Raw genomic sequence first — 23,538 nt, forward strand, 5'->3', positions numbered from 1 at the left:
TCAGCCCGTATATCATCAGTTATAATTACACCAAACTATAAGTGAAGTATTCTTTGATCTAGGGTTTTATTAAATGGGGCATTTACTCATACAGGGAAGCAGCGGAGAGGACGGAATCGTGTTGTAGAAGCGAAGCGTTCGCCTTTGTCTTCCGACTTCAACCTATGTATTATCGTTAAAGAAATCGGAAGGCAACAGCGATCGGAAGCACAATCCGGTCTCTAGTGAGCAATGCGGTCATTTATGAAGCATGGATCAACAAATATAAACGTATAAAAGCTACGATCAGGAGAAGTACGCGTAAAACAGGCACGTTCCAGAGAGGACAATCGGCAGAAGACAAGGACCACTTGAATTTGCCGGCTGAGAGTTGTCCCGTCGCCTGCAGCGGAAATGCACCTGTGAGCTGCATGGTTGAAGCGAACATAATCGTTAGATCATGCCGGTCGTCTGCCGTTAATGACATGAAGAGAATCGGTAGAATCCGTCCCTGTCGAAGGGAGGAAGCTTGTGCCGGTTCTAAGCAGAGTGGAACCGCGGTCTAGCGCCTCTGCAGCGATAAGCTGCAGGGGCGTTTTTTATTTACACAGGAATAACGATGGATAGCAAGTTGCATGCGCGATTGGAAGAGGGGAAAGAGGGAGCGTTCATGTTTAAACAGATGAAATCGGATATTCGGACAGTGTTCGAGAATGACCCGGCTGCCCGGGGACTTTTTGAAGTGGTATTCACCTACTCGGGGCTTCACGCACTGTGGGCGCACCGGGTAGCTCATGCATTATTTAAGCGGCGATGGTATACGCTGGCCCGGTTGATATCTCAGTTCAGCCGGTTTATGACAGGGATCGAGATTCATCCGGGAGCCCGTATCGGGCAGCGGCTGTTCATTGACCACGGGATGGGGGTTGTCATTGGAGAGACCTGTGAGATTGGGGATGACGTGGTGATCTACCAGGGGGTTACCCTCGGTGGTACCGGTAAGGAAAAAGGCAAGCGGCACCCAACCATCGGCAACAACGTGGTCATCGGATCGGGGGCGAAAGTGCTAGGTTCCTTTACGATTGGGGATAACTGTAACATTGGTTCCAATGCAGTCGTATTAAGACCTGTTCCCCAAAACAGCACCGTTGTCGGCAATCCGGGGAAAATCGTGAAACAGAACGGGGAGCGGGTGCGCGACCGGCTGGATCACACGAATCTGCCCGATCCGATTGTAGATATGCTCCGTTCGATGCAGAAGGAGATCGATCAGCTCCGGGCGGAGCTTCATGAGAGCAAACGAAACCTGCCCAAAGGCATGGTATCCGAGGCCGCCGTTGTGTCTTCGGTCAAAGAAGAGTAAGCCCGTAAGCCGTTAAGGAACAATAAGCGATGGAATGAAAGGATTGAGATGATACCCTATGGCACTGCAAATCTATAACACGCTAACCCGCATGAAAGAAACATTTGTTGCTCAGGAACCCGGGAAGGTAAAGATCTACGTGTGCGGTCCTACCGTATACGATTATATCCATATCGGGAATGCTCGGCCGATGATCTTTTTCGACGTGGTTCGAGCTTACTTTGAGAATCAGGGTAATGACGTGAACTACGTGGTGAACTTTACGGATGTGGATGACAAAATGATCCGGAAAGCGGAGCAAACCGGGACGACCGTTCCGGAGGTCGCGGATAAGTTTATTAACGCCTATTACGAGGATCTGGACGGTCTTGGCATACCAAGAGCGACATTGAATCCGCGCGTAACGGATAATATGGAGAGCATTATCGAATTCATACAGGAACTCATTGACCGCGACTTTGCTTATGAGAACGGAGGAGATGTATTCTACCGGACCCGCAAGTTTGACGATTACGGGAAGCTGTCCCAGCAAAATCTCGATGAGCTGCAATTCGGTATCCGGATTGAGGTGGATAAGCGGAAAGAAAATCCAGAAGACTTTGTTCTATGGAAAGCCGCGAAACCTGGAGAGATCTACTGGAGCAGTCCTTGGGGCGACGGCCGCCCAGGCTGGCATATTGAGTGCTCGGCCATGGCCCGTCGTTATCTCGGGGATACGCTGGATATCCATGGCGGCGGCCAGGACCTGCAGTTCCCGCACCATGAATGCGAAGTTGCACAGTCCGAGGCACTGACAGGCAAACCGCTCGCGAACTATTGGATGCACAATGGATATATCCGCATCAATAACGAGAAAATGTCGAAATCGTTAGGCAACGGTGTATTGGTTAAGGAACTTCGTGAACAATATACGAAAGAAGCTATCCGCTATTTCATGTTGTCCACCCATTACCGCAACCCGCTGAATTATAGCGATGAGGTGATGGAGCAGGCGCAGAACAGCGTGGACCGCCTCGCGAATGCGGCGGCTAATGTCGAGCATCGATTGAGTACCGCGATCGGCTCGAAGGACGATACCGTAAGCCAGGAAGTTGCGGATAAAATATCGGCCGTCCTTGTCGAATTTCACCAGAAGATGCAGGATGATTTCAACACGCCGGACGCCATCACCGCCATGTTCCAATGGGCCAGCGAGGCGAATCAGCTGCTGAAGGAAGCTTCGATTCCTGCGGCGGATCTGTATGAAGTGCTGCGCGCTTTCAACGAAATGAACGGCGTGCTGCGCATCGTAAATACAGGCACGGATGAATTGCTGGATGAGGAGATTGAAGCTTTGATTGCCGAACGTATCGAAGCCCGGAAGAATAAAAATTGGGCCCGAGCGGATGAAATCCGCGACAAGCTGGCGGACGAAGGCATCGTGCTTGAGGATACGGCGCAAGGCATGCGCTGGCGGCGTAAATGAGCGGGCCTGAGCATCATGATCCCGCAGTAGGCTGGTTCGATTTTCCGCCGTCGAAGCCCGCCCGGTTAATCCCGCCTATCGTGCTTGCCTATATCGGAGATGCCATTTATGAGGTGGCGGTGCGGCAGTTTTTGATATCAAGAGCGAATCTCCGCCCCCATCACCTGCACCGGACGGCAACAGGATTTGTGTCGGCGAAGGCACAGAGCCGAATATTGGCTTATCTGGATCCGGAGCTGACGGAAGAAGAGCGCGATATAGTGCGTCAGGGACGCAACGCCAAATCTGGCAGCATCCCCAAAAATGCCGACGTCCTCGAATACCGGCATGCAACGGCATTTGAGACGCTGGTTGGGTATTTATATTATACGGGGGAGCAGGAACGGCTTCGTGAGCTCATAGGGAAGAGCATCGAGTATATTGAGGGGTCTGTTAAATAGACCGTTAGACAATATCGCATCACATTGAAACGATACAGCCGGTGTTTCCGAAAGGGGGGACGCCGGCTGATATGCAGGAGGAGACCTACATGTTGCAAGAAGAGGAAGTAGTAGCTGGTAAGCACTCCGTCACGGAAGCGCTCAAATCAGGACGTACGATCAACAAAATATGGATTGCCGAAAATGCGCAAAAGCACCTGACCCTGCCGATCATCGCGGAAGCGAAGAAACTGGGTATTGTCATTCAGCATGTGGACAAACGCAAGCTGGATCAGATGGTTCCGGGGGTTCAGCATCAAGGCGTGGTTGCCCAAGCGGCACCCTATGCTTATGTGGAAGTGGAAGATTTGCTGAAGGTTGCGGAGGAAAAAGGCGAACCGCCTTTCTTGCTGCTTCTCGACGAGATCGAGGATCCGCACAATTTGGGCTCGATTCTCCGGACGGCAGACTGCACGGGTGCGCATGGCGTCATACTGCCTAAGCGCAGATCCGCACAAGTAACGGCAACAGTATCCAAAACATCCGCCGGCGCAGTGGAGTATGTGCCCGTAGCTAGGGTGACCAATCTGGGCCAAACCATCGATCAGCTGAAGGAAATGGGTGTATGGGTTGTCGGGACCGTTGTTGATGCCGTTCAGGAATTGTATGACACCGAGGTCTTTGACGGGCCGGTCGCTATCGTTATCGGTAATGAGAATAAAGGGATGGGGCGTCTGATCCGTGAGAAATGCGATGTGCTTGTGAAACTGCCGATGGCCGGAAAGATCAATTCGCTTAACGCCTCGGTTGCCGCAGGTGTCGTTATGTACGAAGTGCTTCGCCGTCGCCGCCTTCAAGGTTAGCAATGATGGCCGATTGGCGGGATGTGCTGCTGGTCGACGGTTATAATATGATCGGCGGCTGGCCATATCTTGCGAAGCTCGCCAACAGCAGCATGCATGAAGCGCGAGACATGCTGCTGGAGAAATTAGCGGATTACCAGGCGTTCTCAGGCCTCAGAGTCGTGGTGATTTTTGACGCATACCGTGTTCCTGGACTGGGGAAATCCTACACACAAGGCAAGGTTCAGGTGTTTTTTACGAAGGAGAAAGAAACCGCCGATGAGTGCATTGAACGGCTAGTCGGAGAGTTCAGCCACCGTCGGCGTAAAATTTATGTGGCGACCAGCGATTTAATTGAGCAGCACGTGATTTTTGCTCGGGGAGCACTCCGGCTGTCCGCCCGGGAGTTGCTTAACGAAGTGGAGCAGAGCGAGCGCGAAGTGAAGCAGAAAATAACGAAAGAGCAGACCAAGAGCCGGAATACACTTGACGGGAAGCTGCCGCCGGATGTGAGACAGATGTTCGAGCGCTGGCGAAGGGAATAGAATTGTTTTACACAATAGGGACGAAAGGTCGGCTCATTTGGAGAATGAAACGGTATATGAATCTATGAAAAAGTTTACATTAAATGTTATTATCGGTCTAATTTAGGCAGAACGTGGTTGACGGTCTAGTAGACATCATATATACTTGTCATATATTTCAAGCGAGTGACGGGCTACCGTGCGTTCCGGGCCGGAGGGATTCTATTGAGTGTGGACCTCAAGGAAGTCATATTGTCAGGGTATGATGTGATAAGCGATGAAGACATTGTCGAGGCGGTCCGCGAGGGTGATAGCGGGGCGCTGGAGTATTTGATCAATAAATACCGGAATTTTGTACGTGCTAAAGCCCGCTCCTATTTTCTGATTGGCGCTGACCGGGAAGATATTGTCCAGGAAGGCATGATCGGGCTGTACAAGGCAATTCGTGATTTTAAAGGGGATAAGCTGTCCTCGTTCAAGGCCTTTGCCGAGCTCTGTATTACCAGGCAGATCATTACGGCAATTAAGACCGCTACGAGACAGAAGCATATTCCGCTCAATTCGTATGTCTCATTGGACAAGCCGATTTATGACGAGGATTCGGACCGTACGCTGCTGGATGTCATTTGCGGTACTGCGGTAAGCGATCCCGAGGAACTGATCATCAATCAAGAGGAATTTGTCGGCCTGGAAGACAAGATGTCCGAAATCTTAAGCGATCTGGAACGGAAAGTCCTGATGCTCTATTTGGACGGTCGATCCTATCAAGAGATTGCGGTAGATTTAAGGCGTCACGTAAAATCGATTGACAATGCACTCCAGCGAGTAAAGCGAAAGCTTGAACGTTATCTGGAAGTCAGGGATAATTAATAGCAAGTGTCGGATAAGAAGCAGAAGGCTCAATCAGAGCCTTTTTTTAATTGCCTGATGGTTTTTGAATCAGGATGGCCGGCGAAGGATCTCTTATATACTTTGTCCCCATTTATTTTTAGCCGGCAGATATGATAGAACGAAATTCCAAGATGTCCATTTTCGCAAAAAGCAAAATGTGTAATATTTGGTGTTTCATCTGTTGGAAGATTGAACATACTGGATATAGACTAAATGCTATGCAGGATGGACAAAGACTGTGAAACGCCACAGTTTTTTACAGCGAGATGTTTACAGTATTCCGGGGACTCATTCCCTGGTTTAGCTGGCAATGGCATTTATTGCAGCCCGCAATCAGAGAGAAAAAGGCTTGAAATGGCGCTATCCTTGTGATAAAGTGTTTTAGGTAGGCCTAAATTCGCGTGTTTTATGAATGGATCGTTGTTACAGCTTTTGGAACAACGGTTTTATTCATCTCGCAGAAATAACCGGGTTTCGATGAGAACAAGGTTGTTTCTACTAGGATCAATATCGATTCTTCTGACAAAGAAGGACGTCTTCGGGAGGTGCACATCATGCGGGTAATTATCACTTTGGCTTGTACAAGCTGCAAACAAAGAAACTACACAACCACCAAAAACAAGCGAAATCACCCCGACCGCATGGAGATGAAGAAATTTTGCAAGTTCTGTAACGAGCAAACTCCTCATCGCGAAACCAGATAGTTTTCTTTTGGAGGTGTAGTCGGCGTGAAACGTGGTTTCAAGTCTCTGTTTTCCTTTTTCTCTGAAAGCTGGGCGGAACTTAAAAAAGTTCGCTGGCCCAATCGTAAAGAACTGACGAACTATACTTTAATTGTTCTCGGCACCATTGTGTTTGTCACGATTTATTTTTGGGTTGTAGACATCGGTATTTCCGCTGTGATCGAAGCGATAATTTAGAAGGGTCCCAGGTGGCTTGATATGGAAAAAAGATGGTACGTAGTTCATACCTACTCTGGGTATGAGAATAAAGTCAAAGCCAATTTGGAAAAACGTGTCGAGTCCATGGGCATGGAGGACAAAATATTCCGCGTTCTTGTTCCGATGGAAGAAGAAATCGTAAACAAAGACGGCAAGAAAAAAACCGTCATGCGTAAAGTTTACCCGGGATATGTCTTGGTCGAAATGATTCAGACCGATGATTCTTGGTATGTTGTCCGCAATACACCAGGAGTGACCGGTTTTGTTGGTTCGACAGGGTCCGGTTCTAAACCGACGCCTTTGCTTCCAGAAGAAGTAGAACAGATTCTGAAGCATATGGGCATGGAAGAGCCGAAACCGAAGATCGAATTCGACATCAAGGAATCCGTTCGTATCAAGGTTGGTCCTTTTGCGAATTTTGTGGGCTCCGTGGAAGAGATTTTGGCTGAAAAGAGCAAGTTGAAAGTTCACGTCAACATGTTTGGACGGGAAACCCCGCTGGAGTTGGATTATACTCAAGTGGAGAAGATCTAATTCTTCAGGTTTCTTGTGGGAGGGCGTGTCAAAGCGTCCGCTACCACTATTGATGCAAGGAGGTGTCAACCATGGCTAAGAAAGTTATCAAGATTGTGAAACTGCAAATTCCTGCAGGTAAAGCGAATCCGGCTCCTCCAGTAGGTCCTGCATTGGGTCAAGCGGGTGTCAACATCATGGCATTCTGTAAAGAGTTCAACGCACGTACTGCTGATCAAGCTGGTCTGATCATTCCGGTTGAAATTTCGGTGTTTGAAGATCGTTCCTTTACGTTCATCACTAAAACTCCACCGGCTGCTGTTCTGCTTCGTGTGGCTGCTAAGATCGAAAAAGGATCCGGCGAGCCTAACAAGAAGAAAGTTGCTACTGTTAAGCGTGACGCTGTTCGTCAAATCGCTGAAACAAAAATGCCTGACCTGAACGCTGCATCTGTTGAAGCTGCAATGAAGATGGTAGAAGGTACTGCCCGTAGTATGGGTATCACAATCGAAGACTAATTGTCTTTTGATTGAAACCGAACTAGGTTCGGATTATGTGGGAGGAATTTCCGCTAACACCACAAAGGAGGAAAACAAACATGGCTAAACACGGTAAGAAATACGTTGAAGCTGCGAAGCTGATCGACAGCGAAGCAACTTATGAGCCTTTGGAAGCTGTAGAGCTTGTGAAGAAGGCCGCAACTGCCAAATTCGACGAAACTGTTGAAGCGGCTGTACGTTTGGGTGTAGACCCTCGTAAACAAGACCAGGCTGTTCGTGGTGTTGTTGTCTTGCCTCACGGCACAGGTAAAACACAACGCGTTCTGGTATTTGCAAAAGGTGAAAAAGCGAAAGAGGCAGAAGCTGCTGGCGCTGATTTTGTTGGCGATCAAGACATGATCAACAAAATCCAACAAGGCTGGTTCGAGTTTGATGTCTGCGTAGCTACACCTGATATGATGAGTGAAGTCGGTAAACTTGGCCGTCTGCTCGGTGGTAAAGGCCTGATGCCTAACCCTAAAGCTGGTACGGTTACATTCGATGTTGCTAAGGCTGTTCAAGAAATCAAAGCCGGTAAAATCGAGTACCGTCTGGACAAAGCAGGTCAAATTCACGCTCCGATCGGTAAAGTGTCTTTCGATGCAGCTCAATTGAATGAGAACCTCAAAGCTCTCATCGATGCATTGAATCGTGCGAAACCAGCTGCTGCTAAAGGTGTATACCTGAAAGGTATTGCTGTTTCCTCGACAATGGGACCAAGCGCTCGCGTGAACACAACCGTCTACAGATAATATTACCATTGACTTTGGTCAATGAGGTTTGATATTATGTAACAGTTGTGAGTCTTTGAGACTGACCATTAAAGTTGAATATGCTTACCGTAGACAGTAGGTGCCCTAAGCAGGCTTAATTTCCTACCGAGGTGTTATGATAGAACGTCAACAATTTGTCCGGTTACACCGGCCAAATGATGATTCATCAGGCCTTCGTGATTCTACGGAGGCTTTTTTAGTGCCCGTAGGAAGAGCGGAGAGCTTGGTGCTCTTACGCTACTAATACAACCAGGAGGTGTAATCATTGGCAAACGCAAAAGTGATTCAAGCGAAACAAGAAGCGGTTGATGTTGTTGCTGCTAAGCTGCGCGAGAGCGTATCGACAGTAGTTGCTGACTATCGCGGATTGAACGTTGCGCAAGTAACTGAACTTCGTAAACAGCTTCGTGAAGCTGGCGTCGAGTTCCAAGTACTGAAAAACACACTGCTTCGCCGTGCAACTGCGGCAGCAGAGCTGACTGATCTGGACGAAGTCTTGACTGGTCCAACAGCTGTTGCATTTGGTACCAATGACGCTGTCGCTCCAGCAAAAATCCTTAACGATTTTGCTAAGAAAAACGACGCGTTGAAATTGAAAGGCGGCGTAGTAGAAGGCCGTGTAATCGGAGAGAGCGAAATCAAAGCTCTGGCAGAACTTCCGTCCCGCGAAGGTCTCCTCTCCATGCTCCTCAGCGTGCTTCAAGCTCCAGTGCGCAACTTCGCGCTTGCGGTTAAGGCTGTTGCTGAGAAAGAAGAACAAGGCGCATAAGCTTTGTCTTGCTGAAGCTGTGTAACAACAACTATAAAATCCTAATAATAAATGGAGGTTCAACCCAATGAGCAAAGAGCAAATCTTGGAAGCAATTAAAGGTATGTCCGTTCTGGAACTGAACGATCTCGTAAAAGCAATCGAAGAAGAATTTGGTGTAACTGCTGCAGCTCCAGTAGCTGTTGTAGGTGGCGCTGGTGCAGCTGAAGCTGCTGAGCAATCCGAATTTGACGTAATCCTGACTAGCGCAGGAGCGTCCAAAATCAACGTAATCAAAGTGGTTCGCGAAATCACAGGTCTTGGCTTGAAAGAAGCAAAAGAACTGGTTGACAACGCTCCAAAACCATTGAAAGAAAAAGTAGCTAAAGAAGAAGCAGAAGCTGTTAAAGCTAAATTGGAAGAAGCAGGCGCATCCGTAGAAGTTAAGTAATTAACATCTTGAGATTCACCTCAGCAAGAAACAAACCCCTTGAATATTTGTTCAAGGGGTTTGTTATTGTGGTGGGGAGATCACAAGGTACTGATTCTCCGCAAGAAAGGTTATACTGGGATAAGAGCGCTTAAGAGCGATATATCTTAGGCGGCAGACTTTGATTCAAGACGGAGGAAATGATGCCGAATCAACATTATTACTCGAATCAGCCGGAAATTGCTCATGACCGTAAGGAGTTAAAGACGGAACTTCGGGGGCAGACTTTCAACTTTATCAGTGACGCGGGCGTATTCTCTAAGAGCGGCGTAGATTATGGGAGCAAGGTATTAATAGAGGCCATGAACTTTGATCAGCATGCTGAAGTATTGGATGTAGGCTGCGGATATGGTCCGATCGGTCTGTCGGCGGCAAGAATGACTCCCCAAGGCCATGTGACGATGATCGACATTAATAGCCGTGCTGTCGAATTAGCCAAGGAGAATGCGAAACGCAATGGTATATCCAATGTGACCATCTTGGAGAGTGATTTGTTTGCTGCGGTGCAGGGTCAGCAATTCGACGTTGTTCTCACCAATCCGCCGATTCGTGCCGGGAAAGAGACGGTACATGCCATATTCGAAGAAGCGTGGAAGCATCTGCGCGAGGATGGGCAGCTGTGGGTTGTAATTCAGAAGAAGCAAGGCGCGCCTTCAGCGAAAGCGAAGCTGGAGAGTTTATTTCACCAGGTTGAGGAAGTAACGAAGGATAAAGGATACCGGATATTCAAAGCGACGAAATCTTCTTAAAATAGTTCGACTAGGCTGTTGACTTGGGTATGCTGGTATGGTATTATTATAAAATGTCAGTATTAGGATGGTCTCTTTGTCTTTAGTTGGCTGAAATGTCAAGACTTAATGTGCGGAAAGATGCATAAAGTCGATCATATTGACGTATAATATGTACATTTTGGGCAAATCTACAGGATATGAGATGATTATCATAACCATGGATAAGCTGCTCTTTTTTCGAAAAGGTATTCGATAAGGGCTTTTCTCTATTTATGGGAGTGTCCTCTGTATGTTCCATTATAGTGTTACAAACAGAGGTTCGCAATGAAATTTTTAAAGTGAGTAGACATGAGGGGTGAGTTTAAGTTGGCAGGACATCTTGTTCAATATGGTCGACGCACTCGGCGAAGTTATGCTCGTATTAACGAGGTACTCGAAGTTCCGAACCTGATTGAAATCCAACAAAAATCTTATGAATGGTTTTTGGAGGAAGGACTCCGCGAAATGTTCCAGGACATCTCGCCGATTCAGGATTTCACAGGTAATTTGGTACTAGAGTTCATTGACTACAGCCTTGGAGAACCGAAATACACCGTCGATGACGCGAAAGAACGCGACGTTACTTATGCGGCGCCGCTCCGCGTGAAAGTCCGGCTCATTAACAAGGAGACCGGAGAGGTCAAGGAGCAGGAAGTGTTCATGGGAGACTTCCCGTTAATGACGGAAACCGGAACATTCATTATCAATGGTGCCGAACGGGTTATTGTCAGCCAGTTGGTTCGCTCTCCCAGCGTCTATTTCAGCACAAAAGTGGATAAAAACGGTAAGACGACGTACACTGCAACAGTTATCCCTAACCGCGGCGCTTGGCTGGAACTGGAGATGGACGCGAAGGACATTATCTATGTCCGGATCGACCGCACCCGTAAAATCCCTGTAACGGTACTTTTACGTGCACTTGGTTTTGGTACAGATGCCGAGATTCTGGATCTTCTGGGCAATGATGAATATATTCAAAATACGCTGGATAAAGACAACACCGACTCTACGGAAAAAGCGCTCATCGAAATCTATGAACGTCTTCGTCCGGGCGAGCCGCCAACACTGGAGAATGCGAAGAGCCTTCTTGTTGCCCGTTTCTTCGATCCGAAGCGTTATGATTTGGCTAACGTTGGTCGCTACAAGATCAACAAGAAGCTTCATATTAAGAACCGTCTCTTTAATCAACGTTTGGCTGAGAGTCTGATAGACACCGATACGGGTGAGATCATTGCAGAAGCTGGTCAAACCGTAGACCGCCGTCTTTTGGACGAGATTATGCCTTACCTTGAGAAGAGCGTAGGCTTTAAGAATTATCATGTTACCGGCGGTGTCATGGACAGCGAGGATATCCCGCTGCAAACGATCGATGTATTCTCGCCAATCGAGGATGCCAAAGTCGTGAAGGTCATCGCGAACGCAAATATCGATAAATCGGTGAAGCACATCACACAGGCAGATATCATTTCTTCCATCAGCTACTTCATCAACCTGCTGCATGGAATTGGCAATACGGATGATATTGACCACTTGGGTAACCGTCGTCTGCGTTCTGTAGGCGAATTGCTACAAAATCAGTTCCGTATCGGTTTGTCCCGGATGGAACGTGTCGTTCGTGAGAGAATGTCGATTCAGGATGCAAACGTGATTACGCCGCAGGCGCTGATCAACATACGTCCGGTTATCGCATCGATTAAAGAGTTCTTCGGCAGCTCCCAGTTGTCCCAGTTCATGGATCAGACCAACCCGCTTGCGGAACTGACGCATAAACGTCGTCTGTCTGCTCTCGGACCTGGCGGTTTGACTCGTGAGCGTGCGGGCTTTGAAGTGCGGGACGTTCACCACAGTCACTATGGCCGTATGTGCCCGATCGAGACGCCGGAGGGACCGAACATCGGTCTGATCAACTCCTTGTCGACGTTTGCGCGCATCAACGAATATGGCTTCATTGAAGCTCCGTATCGTTGGGTGGATCCGAAGACCGGCAAAGTAACGGACCAAATCGATTACCTGACTGCAGACGAAGAGGATAACTACATCGTTGCCCAGGCGAACGCCGAGCTCAACGAAGACGGTACCTTCGCTGACGAAATGGTTATCGTCCGTTATAACAAGCAATCCGATAACATTCTTCCTATGCCGAGCGACCGTGTAGACTACATGGACGTATCGCCTAAACAGGTTGTGTCGGTAGCGACGGCGCTCATTCCGTTCCTTGAGAACGATGACTCCAACCGCGCGCTGATGGGATCCAACATGCAGCGGCAGGCTGTTCCGCTTCTTATTCCAAAAGCTCCGCTCGTCGGAACCGGAATGGAACACAAGTCTGCGAAAGACTCCGGTGTATGTATTGTATCCAAACATGACGGGATTATTGAACGTTCATCCGCTAATGAAATCTGGGTCCGCCGTGTGGAAAATGTCGACGGACAAGAAGTCAAAGGCGATCTTATTAAACATAAATTACACAAATTTATGCGTTCGAACCAAGGAACATGCATCAATCAGCGCCCAATCGTTAAACGCGGCGATGTCATCAAAAAAGGTGACATTCTCGCAGACGGTCCATCCACGGAGATGGGTGAATTGGCACTGGGCCGCAACGTCGTAGTTGCGTTCATGACTTGGGAAGGCTACAACTACGAGGATGCGATTCTTCTTTCCGAGAAACTGGTCAAAGAGGATGTGTACACTTCGATTCATATCGAGGAGTACGAATCCGAAGCTCGTGACACAAAGCTCGGTCCGGAAGAAATTACGCGTGATATTCCTAACGTAGGTGAAGAAGCGCTGAAGAACCTTGACGAGCGCGGAATTATCCGCATCGGTGCCGAAATCAGCGCTGGCGACATTCTCGTAGGCAAGGTAACGCCTAAGGGTGTAACCGAGCTGACGGCGGAAGAGCGTCTCCTGCATGCGATCTTCGGTGAGAAGGCTCGCGAAGTGCGCGATACCTCGCTGCGCGTACCTCACGGTAGTGACGGAATCATCGTAGACGTGAAGGTGTTTACACGTGAGAACGGTGACGAATTGCCGCCGGGCGTTAACCAACTGGTTCGCGTTTACATTGCACAGAAACGTAAAATCTCCGAAGGTGACAAAATGGCCGGACGCCACGGTAACAAAGGTGTCGTTGCCCGTATTTTGCCTGAAGAAGATATGCCGTTCCTGCCAGATGGCACGCCGGTTCAAGTTGTGTTGAACCCTCTAGGGGTTCCATCACGGATGAACATCGGTCAGGTGCTCGAGGTTCACTTGGGTATGGCTGCGCTCCAGCTCGGCATTCACGTAGCTTCACCGGTATTTGACGGTGCAAGCGAGTATGACGTGTTTGATACGATGGAAGAAGCAGGCATGCAGCGCAATGGTAAGACCGTATTGTACGACGGACGGACGGGTGAACGTTTTGAACGTGAAGTTACCGTCGGCGTCATGCACATGATCAAGCTCGCGCACATGGTTGATGATAAAATTCACGCCCGTTCTACGGGACCATACTCCCTCGTTACGCAGCAGCCGCTGGGTGGTAAAGCTCAGTTCGGTGGACAGCGCTTCGGTGAGATGGAAGTGTGGGCGCTTGAAGCTTACGGTGCTGCTTATACGCTGCAAGAAATTCTTACCGTCAAGTCGGATGACGTGGTCGGCCGGGTGAAAACCTACGAATCCATCGTCAAAGGCGAGAACGTTCCGGAACCGGGTGTTCCTGAATCGTTCAAGGTATTGATTAAAGAGCTTCAGTCTCTCGGTATGGACGTCAAAATCCTGAGCGAGAATGAAGAGGAAATCGAGATGAAAGAACTCGATGACGAGGACGATGCTCAAGGTGATAAACTGAGCCTTAACTTGGAAGGCACTGAAGTCGGAGTGGAATAACGGTCAATCATTCACCCCCGTCGGCTTATAAGTCGGCGGTGGTGTTATGGTCGTATAGCACATAAATAGGACTAGGTTGAGGAGGGTTGCTCCTTGTTGGACGTTAACAATTTTGAGTACATGAAAATCGGTCTTGCTTCACCGGAAAAAATTCGCTCTTGGTCTCGCGGAGAGGTGAAGAAGCCGGAAACGATTAACTACCGTACATTGAAGCCGGAGAAAGAAGGCCTGTTCTGTGAGCGGATTTTCGGTCCGCAGAAGGACTGGGAATGTCATTGCGGTAAGTATAAGCGTGTCCGTTATAAAGGAGTAGTCTGCGATCGCTGTGGCGTTGAAGTAACACGCGCTAAAGTCCGTCGTGAACGGATGGGCCATATCGAGCTTGCGGCTCCGGTATCGCATATTTGGTATTTCAAAGGTATTCCAAGCCGTATGGGTCTGGCTCTGGATATGTCCCCACGATCTCTGGAGGAGATCATTTACTTCGCATCTTATGTTGTAACCGATCCGGGAGATACACCGCTGGAGAAGAAGCAACTGTTGTCCGAGAAGGAATATCGCAGCTACCGTGAGAAGTACGGCTACGGATTCCAAGCAGGCATGGGTGCTGAAGCGGTTAAGAAGCTTCTTCAAGACATCGATATTGACAAAGAGCTTGAGTTCCTTAAGGAAGAACTACGCACTGCACAGGGTCAGCGCCGCAACCGGGCCATCAAGCGTCTGGAAGTGATTGAGGCGTTCCGTAACTCCGGCAACAATCCGGAGTGGATGATCCTGGATGTGCTGCCGGTCATTCCGCCGGAGCTTCGTCCGATGGTTCAGCTTGATGGTGGACGCTTTGCGACCTCCGACTTGAACGATCTGTACCGTCGTGTTATTAACCGGAACAACCGTCTGAAAAGACTGCTGGATCTCGGCGCGCCGGATATTATCGTACAGAACGAGAAGCGCATGCTGCAGGAAGCTGTCGATGCATTGATCGATAACGGCCGTCGCGGTCGTCCGGTCACAGGTCCAGGTAACCGTCCGCTTAAATCCCTCAGCCACATGCTGAAAGGTAAACAAGGACGTTTCCGTCAGAACTTGCTCGGTAAACGGGTTGACTATTCCGGTCGTTCCGTTATCGTTGTAGGTCCTTACCTGAAAATGTATCAATGCGGTCTGCCTAAGAAAATGGCGCTTGAGCTCTTCAAGCCGTTCGTTATGAAAGAACTGGTCAACAAAGGCCTTGCCCATAATATCAAGAGTGCGAAGCGCAAAGTAGAACGTGTAAGTCCAGAAGTATGGGATGTGCTCGAAGAGGTTATTAAAGAGCATCCGGTTCTTCTGAACCGTGCACCGACGCTTCACAGACTCGGTATTCAAGCGTTTGAACCGATTCTGGTAGAGGGCCATGCGATCCGTCTCCACCCGCTCGTATGTACAGCGTATAACGCTGACTTTGACGGTGACCAAATGGCGGTTCACGTTCCTTTGTCTGCAGAAGCTCAAGCTGAAGCACGTCTTTTGATGCTGGCATCGGGTAACATTTTGAACCCGAAAGACGGTAAGCCGGTTGTTACGCCTTCTCAGGATATGGTACTGGGTTCCTTCTATCTGACAATGGATAACAAGGAAGAAAAAGGTACCGGCATGATTCTGGGCAGCGTGAACGAAGCGGTTTCCGCTTATCAGCGTGAAGCAGCCGGTCTGCATGCACGCGTAGCGATTCCGGTGAAAGCCCTGGGCAAAACCAGCTTTACGGAGAAACAGCAAAATGCGATTTTGGTTACGACGATCGGCCGGATTATCTTTAACGAGATTTTCCCTGCCAGCTTCCCTTACATCAATGAAGCGACTCGTACGAACTTGCTGCAAGGCACGCCTGAGAAGTATTTCGTATACGAGAAGGGTGCAGATATTCAAAAAGTGATTCAGGAACTGCCAATCAGCGGTGCTGTTGGTAAGGAATATCTGGGTTCCATCATTGCACGCTGCTTCGAAACGTACCATACAACGGAAACCTCTGTGATTTTGGATAAAATCAAGCAGCTCGGTTTCACCTATTCTACTCGTGCAGGCGTAACCGTTGCGGTATCCGACGTTATCGTACCTGACGAGAAAAATGAAATTCTGAAAGAGTCCGACGAGAAGGTTAAAGTGGTAACGAACCAATATCGCCGCGGCTTGATTACGAATGAAGAACGTTATGACCGTGTTATCGATATCTGGTCCAAGACCAAGGACGATATTACGGATGTACTCATGAAATCGATGGACCGCTTTAACTCCATCATGCTCATGGTAGATTCCAAAGCACGGGGTAACAAATCGCAGATCACTCAGCTCGGCGGTATGCGGGGTCTGATGGCGAACCCGTCGGGTCGTATCATCGAACTCCCAATCAAATCGAACTTCCGTGAAGGACTGACGGTACTCGAGTACTTCCTGTCCACGCACGGTGCGCGTAAAGGTCTTGCCGATACGGCGCTTCGTACCGCTGACTCCGGTTACTTGACTCGTCGACTTGTTGACGTAGCCCAGGATGTTATCGTTCGCGAAGATGAGTGCAGCACGGATAAAGGCTTTACCGTTAGCCGTATTCAGGACGGTAAAGAAGTTATCGAGGATCTCTACGACCGTATTGAGGGACGGTATGCATTTGAAACTGTCCGTCATCCGGAAACGAAAGAGATCATCGTAAATCGTAACGAATTGATTGACTCCGACAAAGCTGAGGAAATCGTAGCAGCTGGCGTTGAGAAGCTTCAAATTCGTTCCATCTTGAGCTGCCGTGCACGTTATGGCGTCTGCAAAAAATGTTACGGACGTAACCTGGCTACTGGTAAGCATGTTGAGATTGGTGAAGCGGTTGGTATTATCGCGGCTCAATCCATCGGCGAACCGGGAACACAGCTCACGATGCGTACATTCCACACAGGCGGCGTTGCCGGTGATGATATTACACAAGGTCTTCCGCGTATCCAGGAGCTCTTTGAAGCCCGTAATCCTAAAGGTCAAGCGACCATTAGTGAGATCGACGGTGTGGTTAAAGAGATCCGTGAAACGAAAGACCGTCGTGAAATCGAAATTCAAGGTGAAGCTGAATCCAAAGTTTACGCGGTTACCTATGGCTCCCGTCTGCGCGTAAGCGAAGGCAAGCAAATTGAAGCCGGGGATGAACTGACCGATGGTTCCATTGATCCGAAGGAAATGCTTCGTATTAAAGGTATCCGTGGCGTGCAGAACTACATCCTTCAGGAAGTTCAACGCGTATACCGAAACCAAGGCGTAGAAATTAACGATAAACACGTTGAAGTTATGATCAGACAGATGCTGCGTAAATTCCGTATCGTTGATGCGGGGGATACGAGCCTGCTGCCAGGCTCCTTCGTGGATATGCATGAATACGAGACAGCTAATAAAGACGCTATTCTCTCCGGAAAAGAACCAGCGGTTGCTAAACCGGTTCTCCTCGGGATTACAAAAGCATCTCTCGAAACTGATTCGTTCTTGTCAGCAGCCTCCTTCCAGGAGACAACTCGAGTGTTGACTGACGCTGCCATTAAAGGTAAAGTCGATCAGCTGCTTGGTCTGAAAGAGAATGTTATCATTGGTAAACTGATCCCTGCAGGTACCGGTATGAACCGTTATCGCAGCGTGAAGTTCGAGGGACAAAACGATGTGAATGACGAAAGTCAGGAACTCGAAACAGCTTCTATAGATTAAGAAACAGTCAGGTGATGGGGAGAATTCCGTATCTTAAGATGCGGAAGCCCTCCTCGTCCCAAAGTTTCTTTTTTCCTGATTTAATAGCTTGACATCGATTAGGGCAGATGCTAATATAGCAAAGGTGCGTGAATAGTTTCTTTGTTCCCTGTTCTTTTGGAGGAATGACTTGTGTCTAATGATAAAGGATTACAGGATGCACACATCAAGATTGGCACCAAACAAACGATGAAGGCCGTTGAATCCGGTTTGGCTACAGAAGTTTATGTGGCTGAAGATTGCGACCAACGTTTGATTTCAAAAGTCGTATCCGAGTGTGATAAGAATGGCGTGCATATCAACTATGTACCCACGATGATAGAGCTTGGAGAAGCATGCGGTATTGAAGTTGGTGCAGCTATGGTAGCTGTCTTGAAATCATGATTTGAGAAATCGTTTTTGTTGGAGAAGGCGTTACTTCTCTCGGCAAAAACTTTTCATTTGTTCTTTTATGAACCGCCTGGGTCTGTGGACTTAAACGGGGTTTGTAATCGAATGATAAATACGGGAAGGGGGTGGCTAGCATGCCAACAATTAACCAACTGGTTCGCAAGGGCCGTCAAGCTAAAGTTTACAAATCGAAATCTCCAGCTCTTCAAAAAGGTTTTAACGCTTTGAAACGTGAGGAGACCGACTTGAGCGCTCCGCAAAAACGCGGTGTATGCACTCGTGTAGGCACAATGACGCCGAAAAAACCGAACTCCGCACTTCGTAAATATGCTCGTGTTCGCTTGACGAACCGCATTGAGGTGACGGCTTACATTCCGGGTATCGGACATAACTTGCAAGAGCACAGTGTTGTATTGGTTCGCGGTGGACGGGTAAAAGACCTTCCGGGTGTACGTTACCATATCGTTCGCGGCGCACTTGATACCGCTGGTGTAAACAACCGGATGCAAGCTCGTTCCAAATACGGCACGAAGCGTCCTAAAGCAAAAAGCTAATTGATGCTCATGTTCTCGTAACATGACTCATGACTGAAGAAAGGGGGATATCCATGCCACGCAAAGGTCCAGTAACTAAAAGAGACGTGCTGCCAGATCCAGTGTATAACAGCAAGCTGGTAACTCGTCTGATCAACCGCATCATGTTGGATGGTAAAAGAGGTGTTGCTCAAAGCATTCTTTACAATTCGTTCAACATCATCAAGGAACGTACTGGTAATGATCCGATGGAAGTGTTTGAAGCGGCTATCAAGAACATCATGCCAGTATTGGAAGTTAAAGCTCGTCGTGTCGGCGGTGCTAACTACCAGGTTCCGATCGAAGTTAAACCAGAGAGACGTACATCCCTTGGATTACGTTGGCTCGTAAACTACTCCCGCAACCGCGGCGAGAAAACCATGGAAGAGCGTTTGGCGGCTGAGATCATCGATGCTTCCAACAACACAGGCGCTTCCGTTAAGAAACGCGAAGATACACACAAAATGGCTGAAGCGAACAAAGCGTTTGCTCACTACCGTTGGTAGGATTCAGCAACTAATTAACACTTCTAATTTTGAAGGGAGACTATTCGCATGGCGACAAGAGAGTTCTCCTTGAAAAATACACGTAATATCGGGATCATGGCGCATATTGACGCTGGTAAAACGACCACTACAGAGCGGATTTTGTTCTATACAGGCCGTACGCACAAAATCGGGGAAGTTCACGAGGGTGCAGCTACAATGGACTGGATGGAGCAGGAACAGGAGCGCGGTATCACGATTACATCCGCTGCGACTACCGCTTCTTGGAAGGGTCATCGCGTTAATATTATCGACACCCCGGGGCACGTTGACTTCACAGTAGAAGTTGAACGTTCCCTTCGTGTATTGGATGGGGCAGTAGGTGTATTCAGTGCGAAAGAGGGCGTTGAACCTCAGTCGGAGACTGTTTGGAGACAAGCAGACCGTTATGGAGTTCCGCGGATCGCATACGTAAACAAAATGGATATTATCGGTGCCGACTACTTGAACGTAGTTAAAGATATGAGAGAGCGTCTGCAAGCGAATGCGGTAGCGATTCAGCTTCCGATCGGTGCAGAGAATGATTTCATTGGCATCATCGATATTATCGAGGAAAAAGCTTTTATGTATAAGGATGACCTCGGACAAAATATCGAAGAAACCGAAATTCCAGCAGAATTCAAGGATCAAGTGGAAGAGCTTCGCAACGAGTTGGTTGAGAAGGTAGCAGAACTTGACGAAGAGTTGACAATGAAATATCTTGAAGGTGAAGAAATCACCATCGCTGAGTTGAAAGCTGCTCTGCGTAAAGGTGTTGTCGAAGTTAAGATCTTCCCGGTTATCTGTGGATCTTCTTACCGTAACAAAGGCGTTCAGTTGATGCTTGATGCCGTAATCGATTATTTGCCGGCTCCAACTGACGTTCCAGACATCAAGGGTACCCTTGAAGATGGAACTGAAGCTATCCGTCATTCCTCCGATGAAGAGCCGTTCTCGGCTTTGGCATTCAAAATCGCTACGGACCCTTATGTTGGTAAGCTGACATTCTTCCGCGTATATTCCGGTGTACTGCAATCCGGCTCTTACGTACTGAATGCAACTAAAGGCAAGCGTGAGCGCATTGGTCGTATCCTTCAAATGCATGCGAACAGCCGTCAGGAAATTTCCGAAGTGTTCGCCGGAGATATCGCAGCTGCCGTAGGTTTGAAAGATACGGGTACAGGTGATACACTATGTGATGAGAAAAACCCGGTTATCCTGGAGTCCATGAACTTCCCTGATCCGGTTATCGAAATCGCAGTTGAACCTAAGACAAAAGCTGACCAAGATAAAATGGGTGTGGCTCTCGGTAAGTTGACGGAAGAGGATCCAACTCTTCGTGCGCATACTGATGAAGAAACAGGCCAAACGATCCTGGCAGGTATGGGTGAGCTTCACTTGGACATCATCATCGACCGTATGCGTCGTGAGTTCAAGGTAGAAACCAACGTGGGTAAACCACAGGTAGCTTATCGCGAAACATTCCGTCAACCAGCTCGCGTTGAAGGTAAATTCGTTCGTCAGTCCGGTGGTCGTGGACAATACGGTCACGTATGGGTTGAGTTCGAACCTCTGGAACCAGGTAGCGGTAACCAATTCGACAGCAAAGTTGTCGGTGGTTCGGTACCAAGAGAATACATTGGTCCAGCACAACAAGGTATTGAAGAGCAAATGAAGAACGGTGTACTTGCCGGCTTCCCGCTTGTTGACGTTAAAGCAACGATCGTCGACGGTTCTTACCATGATGTTGACTCCAATGAAATGGCGTTTAAAATCGCCGGTTCCATGGCTCTGAAAGCAGCTAAAGACAAGTGTAAGCCTGTCCTGCTTGAGCCTATCATGAAAGTTGAAGTTACCGTGCCTGAGGAATACATGGGCGACGTAATGGGTATGCTGAACTCCCGCCGTGGACGTATCGAAGGTATGGACTCCCGTGGTGGCACTCAAATTATCCGTGCGAAAGTACCTCTTTCCGAAATGTTCGGTTACTCCACTACCCTTCGCTCGGGTACACAAGGACGCGGTGTGTTCTCCATGGAACTCTCCCACTACGAAGAAGTTCCTAAGAATATCTCCGATGAAATTGTGTCCAAGATCAAAGGCGGAGAGTAATAACGTTTTACCTGCTGGATAGGAGGCGGGACCAACATCCCGTTAACTCCGCTTCCGGCCCAAACATATATAATCCCCTTAAGGAGGAATTGTTCAAATGGCAAAGGCTAAATACGAACGTACGAAACCCCATGTTAACATCGGTACTATCGGTCACGTTGACCATGGTAAAACAACTCTGACTGCTGCAATCACAACTGTATTGTCCAAAACTTACGGTGGTGCTGCTGTAGCATTCGACCAAATCGACAAAGCTCCAGAAGAGCGCGAGCGCGGTATCACAATCTCCACTGCTCACGTTGAATACGAAACTGATACTCGTCACTACGCACACGTTGACTGCCCAGGTCACGCTGACTATGTTAAAAACATGATCACTGGTGCTGCTCAAATGGACGGAGCGATCCTGGTTGTATCCGCAGCTGACGGCCCAATGCCGCAAACTCGCGAGCACATCCTGTTGTCCCGCCAAGTAGGCGTTCCTTACATCGTTGTATTCCTGAACAAATGCGACATGGTTGAAGACGAAGAGCTCTTGGAATTGGTTGAAATGGAAGTTCGCGACCTTCTGAGCGAGTATGACTTCCCAGGCGACGACACTCCGATCACTCGTGGTTCCGCTCGTGAAGCTCTGCAAAACCCAGATGGCGAATGGGCGCAAAAAATCGTTGAAATGTTCAAAACAATCGACGAGTACATCCCATTGCCTGAGCGCGACACTGACAAGCCTTTCTTGATGCCTGTCGAGGACGTATTCTCCATCACTGGTCGTGGTACCGTTGCTACAGGTCGTGTAGAGCGTGGTACGATCAAAGTTGGTGACGAGATCGAAATCGTTGGTATCGCTGAAGAAACTAAGAAATCCGTTGTTACGGGCGTTGAGATGTTCCGTAAATTGCTGGATTCCGCACAAGCTGGTGACAACATCGGTGCATTGCTTCGTGGTGTTGAGCGTACTCAAATCGAGCGCGGTCAAGTACTTGCTAAGCCTGCTTCCGTTAAACCACACACAGAGTTCACAGCTCAAGTATACGTACTGAGCAAAGAAGAAGGCGGACGTCATAAGCCTTTCTTCACTGGCTACCGTCCACAGTTCTACTTCCGTACTACGGACGTAACTGGTGTGATCAACTTGCCAGAGGGTTCTGAAATGGTTATGCCTGGTGATAACATCACTGTAACGGTTAACCTGATCAACCCAATCGCGATTGAAGAAGGAACTAAATTCTCCATTCGTGAAGGCGGCCGTACCGTAGGTGCTGGTTCCGTTGCTTCCATCATTAAATAATTAAGGCTTACGAATAGCCTTGAATATAGCAACACTGTATTGTAACTAGCAACAATGTGATGTCCTGATAAAAGAGTCTGATCCTTTGGATCAGGCTCTTTTTCTTTTGAGAACAGCCCAAATTACCCGATTACAATCTCTGATGAATGTCAGCACTTAGATTCGGAACAATCTATTATATAGAAGAGAGATCTCGGTACAATATGATATGCGGAAGCGATGGAATCTATTAACCAAGTCCTGCAACTTTCGGTTAATGATGCAAATGCATATTAATTATGAATTAGTGCTTGCAATACGCCTATCTTTTATATATAATAGTGAATGTTGTTCTGCGACGTTGCGATGATGCGAGAGGTTACCGACACACCCGGCCCCTTTGCCATGAGGCAGGTGGTTGGAAAATTTTCGCGGAGTATGTCCGATACCAAATTGGGCGATAGAAGGAGGGAATAAAATGGCAAAGCAAAAAATTCGTATTCGCTTGAAAGCATACGACCACAGAGTTCTTGATCAATCCGCTGAGAAAATTGTTGAGACAGCAAAACGTTCGGGTGCTGGTGTATCCGGTCCGATCCCGCTTCCAACTGAGAAACAAATAATTACCATTCTCCGTGCGGTACACAAGTATAAGGATTCTCGGGAACAGTTCGAAATGCGTACACATAAACGCTTGATCGACATCGTGAACCCGACTCCACAAACTGTGGATGCCTTGATGCGCTTGGACCTGCCGTCCGGTGTAGATATCGAAATCAAACTGTAAGAATTGCAT

22 protein-coding genes and 1 other annotated feature are annotated in these 23,538 nt (G+C 48.3%); all 22 genes read left to right on the top strand.

The genetic code is table 11. The features are described from left to right. Positions 1 to 649: 649 nt before the first annotated feature. The 22 genes from cysE to rpsJ all read left to right on the top strand — a co-directional run bounded on the left by cysE (position 650) and on the right by rpsJ (position 23,529). Positions 650 to 1,342 (top strand): serine O-acetyltransferase, encoded by a 693-nt coding sequence (gene cysE, locus ACQKPA_RS31000; protein WP_427496206.1) that lies wholly within the window; start codon positions 650 to 652, stop codon positions 1,340 to 1,342. Between the two features lie 58 nt (positions 1,343 to 1,400). Then, the gene (gene cysS / locus ACQKPA_RS31005) at positions 1,401 to 2,807 is read left to right on the top strand and encodes a cysteine--tRNA ligase (protein WP_427496207.1); all 1,407 of its coding nucleotides are present in this window, start codon (positions 1,401 to 1,403) and stop codon (positions 2,805 to 2,807) included. Continuing rightward, on the top strand, positions 2,804 to 3,247 hold the full coding sequence (locus ACQKPA_RS31010; protein ID WP_427496208.1) for a Mini-ribonuclease 3: 444 nt from the start codon (positions 2,804 to 2,806) through the stop codon (positions 3,245 to 3,247). The genes cysS and ACQKPA_RS31010 overlap by 4 nt, the downstream gene beginning before the upstream one ends. An 89-nt stretch (positions 3,248 to 3,336) precedes the next feature. Beyond that, complete coding sequence (gene rlmB / locus ACQKPA_RS31015; protein WP_113061177.1) at positions 3,337 to 4,089, top strand: 23S rRNA (guanosine(2251)-2'-O)-methyltransferase RlmB; 753 nt, start codon at positions 3,337 to 3,339, stop codon at positions 4,087 to 4,089. Positions 4,090 to 4,094: 5 nt separating this feature from the next. Then, positions 4,095 to 4,613 carry an NYN domain-containing protein gene (locus tag ACQKPA_RS31020; protein WP_427496229.1) on the top strand — a complete coding sequence of 173 codons (519 nt, stop codon included), beginning with the start codon at positions 4,095 to 4,097 and terminating at the stop codon, positions 4,611 to 4,613. Positions 4,614 to 4,817: 204 nt separating this feature from the next. Beyond that, positions 4,818 to 5,462 (top strand): RNA polymerase sporulation sigma factor SigH, encoded by a 645-nt coding sequence (gene sigH / locus ACQKPA_RS31025; protein ID WP_427496209.1) that lies wholly within the window; start codon positions 4,818 to 4,820, stop codon positions 5,460 to 5,462. Between the two features lie 575 nt (positions 5,463 to 6,037). Then, positions 6,038 to 6,187: a 50S ribosomal protein L33 gene (gene rpmG, locus ACQKPA_RS31030; protein WP_006212941.1), complete on the top strand. Its 150-nt coding sequence runs from the start codon at positions 6,038 to 6,040 to the stop codon at positions 6,185 to 6,187. A gap of 24 nt (positions 6,188 to 6,211) precedes the next feature. Then, entirely contained in the window at positions 6,212 to 6,403 is a 192-nt protein-coding gene (gene secE / locus ACQKPA_RS31035) for a preprotein translocase subunit SecE (RefSeq protein ID WP_006212940.1), read from the top strand. A 21-nt stretch (positions 6,404 to 6,424) separates the two neighbouring features. Next, positions 6,425 to 6,958 (top strand): transcription termination/antitermination protein NusG, encoded by a 534-nt coding sequence (nusG, locus tag ACQKPA_RS31040; protein ID WP_006212939.1) that lies wholly within the window; start codon positions 6,425 to 6,427, stop codon positions 6,956 to 6,958. A 71-nt stretch (positions 6,959 to 7,029) separates the two neighbouring features. Beyond that, positions 7,030 to 7,455, top strand: coding sequence for a 50S ribosomal protein L11 (rplK, locus tag ACQKPA_RS31045; RefSeq protein ID WP_076326233.1), 426 nt, complete (start codon positions 7,030 to 7,032; stop codon positions 7,453 to 7,455). An 80-nt stretch (positions 7,456 to 7,535) separates the two neighbouring features. Then, complete coding sequence (gene rplA / locus ACQKPA_RS31050) at positions 7,536 to 8,228, top strand: 50S ribosomal protein L1 (protein WP_009591966.1); 693 nt, start codon at positions 7,536 to 7,538, stop codon at positions 8,226 to 8,228. 69 nt (positions 8,229 to 8,297) lie between these two features. Beyond that, positions 8,298 to 8,456: a sequence feature (ribosomal protein L10 leader region), on the top strand. Between the two features lie 58 nt (positions 8,457 to 8,514). Beyond that, the gene (rplJ, locus tag ACQKPA_RS31055; RefSeq protein ID WP_009591975.1) at positions 8,515 to 9,018 is read left to right on the top strand and encodes a 50S ribosomal protein L10; all 504 of its coding nucleotides are present in this window, start codon (positions 8,515 to 8,517) and stop codon (positions 9,016 to 9,018) included. 67 nt (positions 9,019 to 9,085) lie between these two features. Then, the gene (gene rplL, locus ACQKPA_RS31060; protein ID WP_076326231.1) at positions 9,086 to 9,448 is read left to right on the top strand and encodes a 50S ribosomal protein L7/L12; all 363 of its coding nucleotides are present in this window, start codon (positions 9,086 to 9,088) and stop codon (positions 9,446 to 9,448) included. A 182-nt stretch (positions 9,449 to 9,630) separates the two neighbouring features. Then, on the top strand, positions 9,631 to 10,236 hold the full coding sequence (locus ACQKPA_RS31065; protein ID WP_427496230.1) for a class I SAM-dependent methyltransferase: 606 nt from the start codon (positions 9,631 to 9,633) through the stop codon (positions 10,234 to 10,236). A gap of 348 nt (positions 10,237 to 10,584) precedes the next feature. Beyond that, positions 10,585 to 14,130, top strand: a complete 3,546-nt coding sequence (gene rpoB / locus ACQKPA_RS31070; RefSeq protein WP_427496210.1) for a DNA-directed RNA polymerase subunit beta — start codon at positions 10,585 to 10,587, stop codon at positions 14,128 to 14,130. Positions 14,131 to 14,223: 93 nt separating this feature from the next. Further along, positions 14,224 to 17,838 carry a DNA-directed RNA polymerase subunit beta' gene (gene rpoC, locus ACQKPA_RS31075; RefSeq protein WP_427496211.1) on the top strand — a complete coding sequence of 1,205 codons (3,615 nt, stop codon included), beginning with the start codon at positions 14,224 to 14,226 and terminating at the stop codon, positions 17,836 to 17,838. 171 nt (positions 17,839 to 18,009) lie between these two features. Continuing rightward, positions 18,010 to 18,261, top strand: coding sequence for a ribosomal L7Ae/L30e/S12e/Gadd45 family protein (locus ACQKPA_RS31080; RefSeq protein WP_015737626.1), 252 nt, complete (start codon positions 18,010 to 18,012; stop codon positions 18,259 to 18,261). A gap of 140 nt (positions 18,262 to 18,401) precedes the next feature. Then, complete coding sequence (gene rpsL, locus ACQKPA_RS31085) at positions 18,402 to 18,821, top strand: 30S ribosomal protein S12 (protein WP_006212930.1); 420 nt, start codon at positions 18,402 to 18,404, stop codon at positions 18,819 to 18,821. A 53-nt stretch (positions 18,822 to 18,874) separates the two neighbouring features. Further along, positions 18,875 to 19,345, top strand: coding sequence for a 30S ribosomal protein S7 (gene rpsG / locus ACQKPA_RS31090; protein WP_006212929.1), 471 nt, complete (start codon positions 18,875 to 18,877; stop codon positions 19,343 to 19,345). A gap of 48 nt (positions 19,346 to 19,393) precedes the next feature. Continuing rightward, positions 19,394 to 21,475, top strand: a complete 2,082-nt coding sequence (gene fusA / locus ACQKPA_RS31095; protein WP_427496212.1) for an elongation factor G — start codon at positions 19,394 to 19,396, stop codon at positions 21,473 to 21,475. A gap of 97 nt (positions 21,476 to 21,572) precedes the next feature. Next, entirely contained in the window at positions 21,573 to 22,763 is a 1,191-nt protein-coding gene (gene tuf / locus ACQKPA_RS31100) for an elongation factor Tu (RefSeq protein ID WP_071221020.1), read from the top strand. Positions 22,764 to 23,220: 457 nt separating this feature from the next. Beyond that, positions 23,221 to 23,529, top strand: a complete 309-nt coding sequence (gene rpsJ, locus ACQKPA_RS31105; RefSeq protein ID WP_006212922.1) for a 30S ribosomal protein S10 — start codon at positions 23,221 to 23,223, stop codon at positions 23,527 to 23,529. Positions 23,530 to 23,538 lie beyond the last annotated feature (9 nt).

The organism is Paenibacillus sp. NPDC093718 (assembly GCF_050279985.1).
GTDB lineage: Bacteria > Bacillota > Bacilli > Paenibacillales > Paenibacillaceae > Paenibacillus_AQ.

What these genes read in the sequence shown, in the direction of transcription:
- cysS (WP_427496207.1), top strand. Translation starts at nt 1,401, where the DNA reads ATGGCACTGCAAATCTATAACACGCTAACCCGCATGAAAGAAACATTT.
- ACQKPA_RS31065 (WP_427496230.1), top strand. Translation starts at nt 9,631, where the DNA reads ATGCCGAATCAACATTATTACTCGAATCAGCCGGAAATTGCTCATGAC.
- rpsJ (WP_006212922.1), top strand. Translation starts at nt 23,221, where the DNA reads ATGGCAAAGCAAAAAATTCGTATTCGCTTGAAAGCATACGACCACAGA.
- rpmG (WP_006212941.1), top strand. Translation starts at nt 6,038, where the DNA reads ATGCGGGTAATTATCACTTTGGCTTGTACAAGCTGCAAACAAAGAAAC.
- nusG (WP_006212939.1), top strand. Translation starts at nt 6,425, where the DNA reads ATGGAAAAAAGATGGTACGTAGTTCATACCTACTCTGGGTATGAGAAT.
- tuf (WP_071221020.1), top strand. Translation starts at nt 21,573, where the DNA reads ATGGCAAAGGCTAAATACGAACGTACGAAACCCCATGTTAACATCGGT.
- ACQKPA_RS31020 (WP_427496229.1), top strand. Translation starts at nt 4,095, where the DNA reads ATGGCCGATTGGCGGGATGTGCTGCTGGTCGACGGTTATAATATGATC.
- rplA (WP_009591966.1), top strand. Translation starts at nt 7,536, where the DNA reads ATGGCTAAACACGGTAAGAAATACGTTGAAGCTGCGAAGCTGATCGAC.
- ACQKPA_RS31010 (WP_427496208.1), top strand. Translation starts at nt 2,804, where the DNA reads ATGAGCGGGCCTGAGCATCATGATCCCGCAGTAGGCTGGTTCGATTTT.
- cysE (WP_427496206.1), top strand. Translation starts at nt 650, where the DNA reads ATGTTTAAACAGATGAAATCGGATATTCGGACAGTGTTCGAGAATGAC.
- rplL (WP_076326231.1), top strand. Translation starts at nt 9,086, where the DNA reads ATGAGCAAAGAGCAAATCTTGGAAGCAATTAAAGGTATGTCCGTTCTG.
- fusA (WP_427496212.1), top strand. Translation starts at nt 19,394, where the DNA reads ATGGCGACAAGAGAGTTCTCCTTGAAAAATACACGTAATATCGGGATC.
- rpsG (WP_006212929.1), top strand. Translation starts at nt 18,875, where the DNA reads ATGCCACGCAAAGGTCCAGTAACTAAAAGAGACGTGCTGCCAGATCCA.
- rpsL (WP_006212930.1), top strand. Translation starts at nt 18,402, where the DNA reads ATGCCAACAATTAACCAACTGGTTCGCAAGGGCCGTCAAGCTAAAGTT.
- rlmB (WP_113061177.1), top strand. Translation starts at nt 3,337, where the DNA reads ATGTTGCAAGAAGAGGAAGTAGTAGCTGGTAAGCACTCCGTCACGGAA.
- rplK (WP_076326233.1), top strand. Translation starts at nt 7,030, where the DNA reads ATGGCTAAGAAAGTTATCAAGATTGTGAAACTGCAAATTCCTGCAGGT.